The organism is Sphingomonas sp. JUb134, from assembly GCF_004341505.2.
GTDB lineage: Bacteria > Pseudomonadota > Alphaproteobacteria > Sphingomonadales > Sphingomonadaceae > Sphingomonas.
The window spans coordinates 32,404-43,056 of the sequence record NZ_SLYP02000002.1 but is presented as its reverse complement, the minus strand read 5'-3'; the positions used below and the strand labels follow the sequence as shown (position 1 = coordinate 43,056).

General features: G+C 67.1%; 6 protein-coding genes and 3 pseudogenes. 5 read left to right on the top strand and 4 right to left on the bottom strand.

Translation table 11 applies throughout. The features are described from left to right. Positions 1–41: 41 nt before the first annotated feature. Positions 42–380, top strand: a pseudogene (locus tag EDF69_RS16415) (transposase); the annotation flags it as partial. Between the two features lie 240 nt (positions 381–620). Here the strand turns inward: EDF69_RS16415 and EDF69_RS16410 are convergent. Then, a complete protein-coding gene (locus EDF69_RS16410) occupies positions 621–1,646 on the bottom strand; it encodes an IS110 family transposase (protein WP_132884636.1) in 1,026 nt (341 codons plus the stop codon). Positions 1,647–1,720: 74 nt separating this feature from the next. Between EDF69_RS16410 and EDF69_RS16405 the strand changes: the two are divergent. Continuing rightward, positions 1,721–2,152 (top strand): annotated as a pseudogene (locus EDF69_RS16405) (IS5 family transposase); the annotation flags it as partial. A 17-nt stretch (positions 2,153–2,169) separates the two neighbouring features. Here the strand turns inward: EDF69_RS16405 and EDF69_RS16400 are convergent. From EDF69_RS16400 to EDF69_RS16390, 3 genes and pseudogenes are all read right to left on the bottom strand, one after another. After that, a pseudogene (locus EDF69_RS16400) lies at positions 2,170–3,213 on the bottom strand (chromate transporter); the annotation flags it as partial. Next, positions 3,210–4,034 (bottom strand): chromate resistance protein ChrB domain-containing protein, encoded by an 825-nt coding sequence (locus EDF69_RS16395; RefSeq protein WP_132884564.1) that lies wholly within the window; start codon positions 4,032–4,034, stop codon positions 3,210–3,212. The gene EDF69_RS16395 and the pseudogene EDF69_RS16400, both read right to left, overlap by 4 nt. Positions 4,035–4,272: 238 nt before the next feature. Beyond that, positions 4,273–5,058, bottom strand: a complete 786-nt coding sequence (locus EDF69_RS16390) for a COG4705 family protein (protein WP_093068227.1) — start codon at positions 5,056–5,058, stop codon at positions 4,273–4,275. 135 nt (positions 5,059–5,193) lie between these two features. Between EDF69_RS16390 and EDF69_RS16385 the strand changes: the two genes are divergently transcribed. The 3 genes from EDF69_RS16385 to EDF69_RS16375 are packed head-to-tail and all read left to right on the top strand — an operon-like array spanning position 5,194 to position 10,651. After that, a complete protein-coding gene (locus tag EDF69_RS16385; protein WP_093068224.1) occupies positions 5,194–6,171 on the top strand; it encodes an efflux RND transporter periplasmic adaptor subunit in 978 nt (325 codons plus the stop codon). Then, the gene (locus EDF69_RS16380) at positions 6,171–9,278 is read left to right on the top strand and encodes an efflux RND transporter permease subunit (RefSeq protein ID WP_125989930.1); all 3,108 of its coding nucleotides are present in this window, start codon (positions 6,171–6,173) and stop codon (positions 9,276–9,278) included. Before EDF69_RS16385 ends, EDF69_RS16380 begins: the two co-directional genes overlap by 1 nt. Continuing rightward, complete coding sequence (locus EDF69_RS16375; protein WP_132884563.1) at positions 9,275–10,651, top strand: efflux transporter outer membrane subunit; 1,377 nt, start codon at positions 9,275–9,277, stop codon at positions 10,649–10,651. The genes EDF69_RS16380 and EDF69_RS16375 overlap by 4 nt, the downstream gene beginning before the upstream one ends. Positions 10,652–10,653: the final 2 nt, after the last annotated feature.

Sequence of the window (10,653 nt, the reverse complement as noted above, 5' to 3'; positions counted from 1 at the left end):
TGAGCGTCGCGATCTGATTCAGGCTCCGCGAGGAGACCGGGATGAGCGACCTGTTTTGGCTAACGGATGAGCAGATGGAGCGGCTGCGGCCGTTCTTTCCGAAGAGCCACGGCAAGCCTCGAGTGGATGACCGGCGGGTGCTGAGCGGCATCGTGTTCGTCAACCGCAACGGGCTGCGCTGGCGCGATGCTCCTGGCGCGTACGGCCCGCACAAGACGCTGTACAACCGCTGGAAGCGCTGGGGTGAGGCAGGCGTGTTCACGCGCATCATGGAAGGTCTGGCTGCGGTGGGCGCCGAACCCAAAACGGTGATGATCGACGCGACCTACCTGAAGGCGCACCGCACGGCATCGAGCCTGCGGGTAAAACGTATGGCTCGCCCCGTCGGCAAGCGGTTTGTGTCTGATGTTCTGAGCAGTCTGCGAAAACGTATCCGGCCTTCCAACACGAGGTTGTTGGCCAAGATGGAGATCCGCGCGTCCTGGTCCTCATAAAGGGGCCGGCATCGAGTGCCATTTTTAGCCATAGGGTTCCGGGACACCGGTCGACTGTCAGGCCATCTTTCACTCACCTCCCGCAGACATCATTTAGCTGGCGCAAGGCGCGCCGGCCGAGCTTGTTCAGGCTGCTTGTGCAACCGGATCGTAGGTGCGCTCGTGTCGCAGCAGCGCCCACACGATACGCGCCATCTTGGCGGCCAATGCCACCACGACGGTGTTGTGATGAGAACGTGAGAGGAGACCGCGCAGCCAGGCGCCAAGTCGCGTATCGCTCTTGCTCATGACCGGCAGGGACGCACGCGCACCTTGGATCAGGTTCTTGCGCAGGTAACGGCTCCCACGTTTGGTGATACCGAGCAACCGCGGCTTGCCTCCGGTCGTTGCCTGCCGCGGCACCAAGCCCAGCCATGCGGCAAGGTCGCGCCCGCGCCCGAAGGTCCGGGCATCCCCGATCGCTGCCACCAGCGCAGTGGCATTAAGCGCACCGATGCCGGGAATGGTCAGCAATCGCCGTGTCCGTTCATCCGCCCGAGCCGCATCGGTGAACTCGGCATCGAGATCTGCGATCCGTTCGTCGAGCGCGCTCCAGCGCAGGCGCATGTCGCTCACCAGCCGGTGAATGCGGGAGCCGAGTACCGGTTCGTCACCATCCAGCATCTCACCCAGCCGAAGGGCAAGCTTTGCACGCCCCTGTGGGACGATGTAACCGCGTTCGAGGAGGAGGCTCCTGATCTGGTTCATCAGGGAGGTGCGGTCTCCGACAAGCTGGTCACGGATACGATGGAGCGTCTGCATGTCGAGTTGCTCCTCGGTCTTTAGCTCGACAAACCGCATAGTCGGCCGTGTCGCCGCCTCGGCGATCGCCTCGGCATCACGATCATCGTTTTTCTGCGCCTTGACGTAAGGGCGGACGTATTCCGGCGACATCAATCGTACCGCATGGCCTTGTCGCGCCAAGGCACGTCCCATGTGATGCGCACCGCAGCAGGCCTCCATCGCCACAACGCAGGCCGGCAAGGTCGCCGCGTAGGTGATGACTGTCTCGCGCCGCATTCGTCGGCGGACGACAACCTTGCCAATTGCGTCCAGCCCAACCACGCTGCAGCTGTTCTTGCCAAGATCGATCCCGAGCACAGAAATGTCCATGACCTTCGCTCCTTCCGCAAACGACCCGCTGTCGTGAAGCAACAACGGTTCAGATAAGGGGCGAGCCATCCATAAAGGGGGATCTCGGCCGCCTGATCGGACGCACGAAAGGCGGCATGAACACCAAGCTCCATGCCGTCGCCGACGCGAACGGTCGCCCCTTGAGCTTCTTCATGACCGCCGGTCAGGTCAGCGACTACACCGGTGCGGCCGCGCTGCTGGACGACCTGCCAAAAGCGCAGTGGCTGCTCGGCGACCGCGGCTACGACGCCGACTGGTTCAGGGACGCTCTTCAGGCCAAGGGCATCCAGCCTTGCATCCCAGGCCGCAGGTCGCGCAACGAGCCCGTCCGGTACGATAAGCGCCGCTATCGGCGCCGCAGCCGCATCGAGATCATGTTCGGCCGCCTCAAAGACTGGCGCCGCGTCGCCACCCGCTACGATCGCTGCCCTACGGCCTTCTTCTCCGCCATCGCCCTCGCTGCCACCGTCATCTTCTGGCTGTGATCAACGAGTCCTGACCCTACCCAGGTCGCGAGCAGCCCGCCGAGCGTCCCAGCCAACAGCGGGGACAGCCCGGTGGACCCGCGATAGGCGCCGAGGAAGCCGACGAATTGCAGGACCATGATGAGCGGCCCAGGCGTCGTCTCCGCAATGCCAAGACCGTCCAGCATCTCCTTCGGCCCCAGCCAGCCATAATTCTCGACCGCCTGCTGCGCGACATAGGCGAGGACGGCATAGGCCCCGCCGAACGTCACCATCGCCATCGTCGAGAAGAAGGTCGCGATGCGGCTGAACACGTCATCGGGACCGAGCGCGATCAACAGCGCCGCGACCGGCACGAGCCAGAGAGCCAGCCAGACCAGCGCTGTGCGGACCGTCTCAGCCCATGTCGGCCGGGCATGGGCGGGCAGCTCTTCGCCGAGTAGTGTATCCGCGTCGGCTACGATCGTGCCCTTGGACGCGCCGTGCCCTCCGCCCCTGAAGGCCGTGCTGCCTTGCCGGGTCGACCACCATCCGATGAGGCCGGCACCCAGCACGATCAGCGGAAACGGCGCGCCGGCGAAGAAGATCAGGACGAACGCCAGCGCGGCAAGCGCCCTTGCCGGCGTCGACTTGAGCGCCCGTCCGCCGATCCGCACGACCGCCTGAAGCACGACGGCCAATACCGCGCACTTGAGGCCGAAGAACAGCGCCGAGACGATACCGACGCGACCGTAGAGGACATAGACCCAGCTCAGCGCCATGATCGCGACCGCGCCGGGAATAACGAACAGCACGCCGGCGACGATGCCGCCCTTCGTCCGGTGCATCAGCCAGCCGATGTATGTGGCGAGCTGTTGCGCCTCTGGCCCTGGCAGCAACATGCAATAGTTGAGGGCGTGCAGGAACCGCTGCTCCCCGATCCAGCGTTTTTCGTCGACGAGGATGCGGTGCATTACCGCGATCTGTCCGGCAGGACCGCCGAACGAGAGCATCGCGATGCGCAGCCAGACCCAGAAGGCCTGGCCGAGCGTGACCGGTTCCGGGCGCGTCGGCGTCGCGACGTCGGCTGTCACCGCGGTCATGACGACACCTTCCCGCGCGCCGGCTGATGCGAGGACCAGTTGTGCTTCTCGCCCTGCGCGTCACGGCACCAGCGATAGAGCGCATCGTATACCGCCATGCCGGCTTCGAGCTGGGCGTGATCGTCACTGTGGATACGCGACAGGCCAAGCGAGATGGCGAGCAGTCCAGCAGCCTCGGGCACAAGGTCGAGCCGATCGGTATCGGCGCCCCGCACGATCGTCGCGAGGCGGACCAGCGGTTCGTGCGCGTCGAGGCCGAAGGCCTCGACCATGATGTCGAAGGTGCAACGCTCGCCGCGATGGCTCCAGAATACGCCTTCGTCCGCGACGTCGAACGGCTCGGCCTGTTGTTGCTTGGCGACGGTCAGCACGTCACCGGGCGCGACGAACAAGAAGCGGGCCTGCGGATCGACGAACCGTCGGATCAGCCAGGGACAGGCGATGCGATCGACCTTGGGCCGCGCTCGTGTGACCCACCATGTTTGGCCATCGTCATGTCGTGGCGGCAGATGGACCAGGGAAACGGTAGGCAACCCGCTTGCCGCCCATGCGGCGAACCCGCCGTCCAAGACTTCGGCCGCTACACCCTCGCTGCGAAGAATGGCGGCCGCTGCAACTGCCAGACCACTACCATCGGTGTCGATGAGGACCGCTGATGACCCGGAGGCATATCCCCATTGGGTCGGATCAAGGAGAACTGGAAACAGTGATCCCGGAATGGCTTCTGTCGGTCCGTCGCGCAGATCGATGATACGCGGCGCGCGGGGCGATGCGACAAGGCGGGCAAGTTTGTCCGGTGTTATAGCGTTTGGAGCAGGCATGACGCGTCCCTTGCGTGTTCGTGCTGGACGCGATTCTCTGGCTGACGCCTCGTGGGGACATCGCCATCCCCATACGCTTAATCAGCCATGCTCACCGTGCGATGTCAATCACCGTCGCCACTGTCCCAATTCTCGTAGCCGACGAGTTTCGAGAAGCGATTTCGATTCCCGCAATTCGATCCCAATCGAGAAATGGGATCAGTTAGGAGGTACGCTGGCGGCCTCTCCGCTTAGTTGTTCAGGCTGGGCTGCGGCCACGTCCATCAACAAGGTGCTGCCGGCGTTCGAAACACACGACAATGCCAGCAAGCAGCAGGACGCAGACCAAGGCAGTCGCAAACGTGTTGAGGCCAAAACCGCCCTTGGCGGCTTCCTTCGTGAGCAAATTCCCGAAGTCGGCGCCGAACGGCCTGGTGAAGACGAATGCCGCCCAGAATATAAATGCCGCGTTGATCCGGGCAACATAGTGCAAAAGCAAAACCGCGCCGATCACAGCCATGCAGACCAGCGATCCCGTGGTATATGTGAGGCCGAAAACATAGACGAGTCCATCGCCGAACGCCGTGCCGAGGCTGTTCGAGAACAGAACGGCGCCCCAGAAAAACAACTCGCTCTCACGGTCGACCACCGCGCTCACGTCACAGGTGCCCCGCCTGAGATACCAAATACCGAGGGTCAGCAACATGCCGCCGAAAAGGATGGCCGACGTCACGTTATAGCCAAGGTTGAGGGTGTGGGTCGACAGGTCGGCTATTTCGGTTCCCGCCGTGGTCGTACCGACGATCGTCGCCCAGAACAGAAAAGGACGATAGCGATCGGCACGAACCTGCGCGACGAGGAACGCCGCTAGCAGGCCCAGCGTGATGGCAAGCCCGGCGACGTAGCCCAGGTTCAGCGTCTGGGCGATGGCGTCACCCGCAACCTCACCCAATGTCGTGGCGACGACCTTGGCCAGCCAAAAGCCGAGGGTGATTTCGGCGACTTTACGGGCGGGATGCTCTCTCGTCACGTCGACTCTCTCCATACGCGCACCCCCGGGGCCGACGATCATCAGGTCGAAGCATCAAATTCAAATCGAAACTCGTGAATGACCAGCTACATTGGGACTTTGTATAGTCGGCTCCAGCAGCGCCCATGCTTTCGTGACTAAGCCGTCACGATGCGCCAGACCTTCCTTCTGATCCCGATCCTGCTTGCCGGTTGCGACGAGAAGGCTGCCAAGCCGCCCGCACCGCCTGCCCATGCCGAGACGATCGCGCATGAGAGCGAGCTGTTGAAGCTGACCCTGACCCCGCAGGCGCAGCAGCGGTTGGGCATCGCGCTTGCGCGGGTGGATGGCGGATCGGCCACGGCGACGCGCGAAGTGGCAGGCGAGATTGTCGTGCCGCCGATCAGCGCCAACGGCGTGCCGGTCAATTCGACAACCAACCTCCAGCAGATCGGCAGCCAGCAGGCCGCGGCAGATGCCGAACTGGCGCGTGCCACGGCGCAGGCGCGGCTTGCGCGGATCGCTCTCGATCGCGCCGCGAGCCTGGTGCGTGAGGAAGCGGGCAGCGTGCGTGCGCGTGACGAGGCCGCGGCGGCTCTGACCGCGGCGCAGGCCGCATTGGACGCGGCGCGGCAGCAGCGCCGGCTGCTCGGGCCGGCGGTCGCCTCGCTTGGCGCGCAACCCGTGCTGTGGGTGCGCGCATCGGTGTTCGGCAGCGACATGGGCGAGGTGCGACGCGAAGCCTCCGCTACGGTCCGCCCTCTTGGCGATGGCGGTGCGCCCCGCTCGGCGCGCCCGGTGCAGGCACCGCCTTCGGCCAACACCGTCGCCGGCACCGTCGACCTCTATTACGCGGTCGACAATCGCGACCGGGCTTTCCAGGTCGGCCAGCGCGTGTCGGTCGACCTGCCGCTCGCCGGGCAGACCGAGGGCCTGTCGGTGCCGTCTGCCGCAATCCTGCGCGACATTCATGGCGGCGAGTGGGTCTATCAGAAGACCGCGCCCGACACCTTCGTCCGGCAGCGTGTCGAGGTGGTATCGGAGAGCGGCGGACGGGCGCTGTTGGCGCGCGGACTGTCCGCCGGCGCGCAGGTCGTGACCGATGGTACGGCGGAGTTGTTCGGCACCGAGTTCGGGGCGGCGCACTGATGCTCGGCCGGCTCGTCCATTTCGCGCTGGCGCAGCGCGTCCTCGTTCTCGCGCTCGCCGCGCTGCTGGTGGTGCTCGGGGTCCGTGCCGGGCGCGACGTGCCGCTCGACGTGTTCCCCGAGTTCGCACCGCCGATGGTGGAAATCCAGACCGAGGCACCGGGCCTGTCGACCGAGGAGGTCGAGAGCCTGGTGACGGTGCCGATCGAGACCGCGGTCAACGGTGTCCCCGGCCTGATGACGCTTCGCTCCAAATCGGTGCTGGGCCTGTCGTCGGTGCAGATCCTGTTCGAGCGCGGCTCCGACGTGATCCGCGCGCGCCAGATGGTCGGCGAGCGCATCGCCCAGGTGCAGCCACGCCTGCCGCTTGCGGCACGACAGCCCGTCCTCATGCCGCCACTGTCCTCGACCAGTCGCGCGATGAAGGTCGGACTGTCGTCGACGAAACTCGATCAGATGCAATTGTCCGAGCTGGTCCGCTGGACGATCCGGCCACGGCTGATGGCGGTCCCCGGCGTCGCCAACGTCGCGGTCTGGGGGCAGCGCGACCGGCAATTGCAGGTGCTGGTCGATCCCGATCGTCTGCGTGCGTCCGGCGTGACGCTGGCGGAGGTCCGCGCCGCGGCCGGCGACGCGGTTTTGGTCGGGGGCGGCGGCTTCGTCGACACACCCAACCAGCGGCTCGCGGTCCAGCAGACCGGCACCGTCCAGACCGCCGCCGACCTCGCCCGGGCGATCGTCAAGCAGGCGGGCGAGGCACCGGTTCGGATCGGCGACGTCGCGCGCGTGGTCGACGGCTTCAATGCACCGATCGGCAACGCCATCATCGACGACGGTCCCGGCATCATGCTGATCGTCGAGAAACAGCCGACCGCCAACACGCTGGAGCTGACCCGCGCGGTCGAGGCCGCGTTCGCCGAGCTGAAGCCGGGCTTGAAGGACGTGAAGGTCGACACGACCATCTTCCGGCCCGCGACCTTCATCGAACGCTCGATTGACAACCTGACACGCGCGCTGATGATCGGCTGCGCACTGGTCGCGGCGGTGCTGTTCCTGTTCACCCGCGACTGGCGGCAGGCGACGATCAGCCTCGTCGCGATCCCGCTGTCGCTGCTCGGCGCCGGGCTGATGCTGCTGTGGTCGGGCGCGACGATCAACGTGATGATCATCGCCGGCCTCGTCATCGCGCTGGGCGAGGTGGTCGACGACGCGATCATCGACGTGGAGAATATCGCGCGCCGCCTGCGGCTGAACCGCGAGTCCGCCGATCCGAAGCCGGCCTTCGCGGTGGTGCTGGCCGCGTCGCTGGAAGTGCGCTCGGCGGTGGTGTTCGCCTCGCTGATCGTGATGCTTGTGTTCGTGCCGATCTTCTTCCTCGGCGGGGTGGCCGGCACCTTCTTCCAGCCGCTCGCCATCGCCTATGTGCTGGCGATCGGCATGTCGCTGCTGGTCGCGCTGACCGTCACGCCGGCGATGTGCCTGCTGCTCCTGCCGAACGCGCCGCTGACCGAGGAGCGCGACACCCGCATCGTCGCCGGGCTGAAGCGTCGCTATGTCGGCTTCCTGCCGCGCGTCGTCGGGCGGCCGGTGCTGGCGGTAGGGATCGTCGCGGGCGGGCTGATGCTGGCGGGTGTCGGCTATGCGACCTTCAAGGATCAGTTCCTTCCCGACTTCCGCGAAACCGACTTCCTGATGCACTTCGTTGAGAAGCCGGGCACGTCGATCGAGGCGATGGACCGGATCACGATCCGCGCGTCGAAGGAACTGCGCAGCATCCCCGGTGTTCGTAACTTCGGCGCGCATATCGGTCGCGCCGAGCAGGCCGACGAGGTGGTCGGTCCCAACTTCACCGAATTGTGGATCAGCCTCGACGAGGATGCCGATTACGATGTGTCGGTGAAGCGGATCAAGGAGGTGGTCGAGGGCTATCCCGGCCTCTACCGCGACGTGCTGACCTACCTGCGCGAGCGGATCAAGGAGGTGCTGACGGGTGCCGGCGCGACGATCGTCGTGCGCATCTATGGCCCCGACCAGGCCGAACTTCGCGCCGCGGGAGTGCGTGTCCGCGACGCGATCGGCGGTATCCAGGGCGTGTCCGACCTGAAGCTGGAGAGCCAGGTGCTGGTCCCGCAAATCCGCATCCGCCCGCGGCCTGCCGAACTGGCGCGGCTCGGCCTGACTGCCGGTGAGGTTCGCCGGCAGGCGCAGGTGCTGGTCGCGCAGGCCAAGGTCGGCGAAATCTACCGCGACCAGCGCGCGTTCGACGTGGCGGTGTGGGGCGAGCCCAAGGTGCGGAACAGCGTCCATGCGCTCCGCGACCTGATGATCCAGGCACCCGTCACCGGCGCGCCGGTGCGGCTCGGTGATATCGCCGATATCGAGATCGCGCCCGCGCCCAATGAGGTGAAGCGCGAGAACGGCCAGCGCCGCCTCGACGTGACGATGAACGTCGCTGGCGCGGACCTCGGCACCGTGGCGCAGGCGGTTGACGCCGCGGTTGCGAAGGTGCCGTTCGCGACCGGCTATCACCCGCAGGTGCTGGGCGAATATGCCGCGCTGAAGGAATCGCGCGGCCGGCTCTGGAGCATCGGCGCGCTATGCCTTGTCGGCATCCTGCTGCTGGTCTGGATGGAGTTCCGCTCGCGCCGCATCACCGCGCTGGTCGCCGTCAGCCTGCCCTTCGCGCTGGTCGGGGGCGTGGTCGCGGTCGCGCTGACCGGCGGGGTGCTATCGCTGGGGTCGCTGGTCGGGTTCGTCACCGTCATCGGCATCGCCGCGCGCAACGGCATCATGCTGCTATCGCACTATCAGCATCTCGAACGCCACGAGGGGATGACCTTCGGCCGCGAACTGGTGCTGCGCGGCGCGGAAGAGCGTCTGGTGCCGATCCTCATGACCGCCGCCTGCGCCGGCCTCGCGCTGGTGCCGCTGATCGTCGCGGGCAACGCGCCGGGGCACGAGATCGAGCATCCGATGGCGATCGTGATCCTGGGCGGCCTCATCTCCTCGACCGCGCTCAACCTGCTGCTGCTGCCCGCGCTCTATGCCCGCTACGGCGAGGAGCGCGCCGTGCCGCCTGCCGCCGCACCCAAGGAGGTGCTGGCATGATCCGTCGCCTGGCCCCCGCCGTCGCCCTGCTCGCCTCCGCCTGCATGGGTGTGCCGACACCCCCGCCGACGATCGCGCCGCCCAGCGCGACCGGCGACTTCACCCGGCTTCCCGTGGCATCGATCGCGCCGGTGCCCGACGACTGGTGGCGGCTCTACGACGATCCTGTTCTAGACGGACTGGTCCGATCGGCACTGGCAGCCAACGCCGACCTGCGCGTTGCCTATGCCAATCTTGACGGCGCACGCGCCGCATTACGGCAGGCTCGGGCGGCGCGGCTGCCGCAGACGACGATCGAGAGTGCGCTCGGCGTCGACAATCCCGCCGGACAGCCGAGCGCGTCGGGCAACGTGCCGACGACGGATTACGATATCGCCGCGACCGCGAGCTGGGATCTCGACGTGTTCGGCCGACTGCGCTCGGCCGCGACCGCGGCGGGCGCTGATGCCGAGGCGCAAGCGGCCGTCGTCGACGGACTGCGCGTCGCGGTCGTCGCCGATACCGTGCTGGCCTATGTCGATCTGTGCGGATCGACCCGCGCCCTCGCGACCGCGCGGGAGGTCGCCGCGGCGCAGGATCGATCGGTCGGGCTGGTGCGCGAGCAGTTGCGCGCCGGCGAGGTGTCGCCGCTGGAGGTGTCGCAGGTCGCGACGATCGCTGCCGCCACCCGCGCCGCCATCGCCCCGTTCGAGGCCCAGCGTGCCAATGCGCTGTACCGGCTCGCGACGCTGCAAGGCCGCCCACCCGCCGAGGCCCGCGCCTACCGCTTCGCCTGCACCGCCGCGCCCCGCCTGCGCGGGGCGGCACCGGTCGGTGACGGAACCGCGCTGCTGCTGCGCCGTCCCGACGTCCGCGAGGCGGAGCGCCGCCTTGCCGCCGCTGCCGCGCGGATCGGCGTGGCGCGTGCGGACCTTTACCCTCGCGTCAATCTGGGTGGCGCGGTGGGGCTGCTGTCCGGCGGGATCAGCGCGGCGGTGACGCCGCTCGTCAGCTGGGCCTTCCCCAACCAGGCACCGGCGCGCGCAAGGCTGGAACAGGCCCGCGCGACCGAGCGCGCGGCATTGGCCGGGTGGGACGTGGCGGTGCTGCGCGCGCTGCGCGAGGTCGAGACGGCGCTGGCGAACTACGACGCTGAGACGCGCCGAAACCGCGATCTGGCGACCGCCGCGCGCGAGGCGCAGGCCTATGCGCGCCGCGCGGGTGCCCGTGTCCGCCTCGGCGACGCGCCTGGCCTGCTCCAGGTCGATGCGCAGCGCGCGACCGCATCGGCGACGCTGCAACAGGTCCAGTCCGATCTGGCGGTGTCGCAGAACGAGGTCGCGCTGTTCCGCGCGCTGGGTGGCGGTTGGCGAACCAACGCCGCTACGCGATAGTC

What these genes read in the sequence shown, in the direction of transcription:
- EDF69_RS16410 (WP_132884636.1), bottom strand. Translation starts at nt 1,646, where the DNA reads ATGGACATTTCTGTGCTCGGGATCGATCTTGGCAAGAACAGCTGCAGC.
- EDF69_RS16395 (WP_132884564.1), bottom strand. Translation starts at nt 4,034, where the DNA reads ATGCCTGCTCCAAACGCTATAACACCGGACAAACTTGCCCGCCTTGTC.
- EDF69_RS16390 (WP_093068227.1), bottom strand. Translation starts at nt 5,058, where the DNA reads ATGGAGAGAGTCGACGTGACGAGAGAGCATCCCGCCCGTAAAGTCGCC.
- EDF69_RS16385 (WP_093068224.1), top strand. Translation starts at nt 5,194, where the DNA reads ATGCGCCAGACCTTCCTTCTGATCCCGATCCTGCTTGCCGGTTGCGAC.
- EDF69_RS16380 (WP_125989930.1), top strand. Translation starts at nt 6,171, where the DNA reads ATGCTCGGCCGGCTCGTCCATTTCGCGCTGGCGCAGCGCGTCCTCGTT.
- EDF69_RS16375 (WP_132884563.1), top strand. Translation starts at nt 9,275, where the DNA reads ATGATCCGTCGCCTGGCCCCCGCCGTCGCCCTGCTCGCCTCCGCCTGC.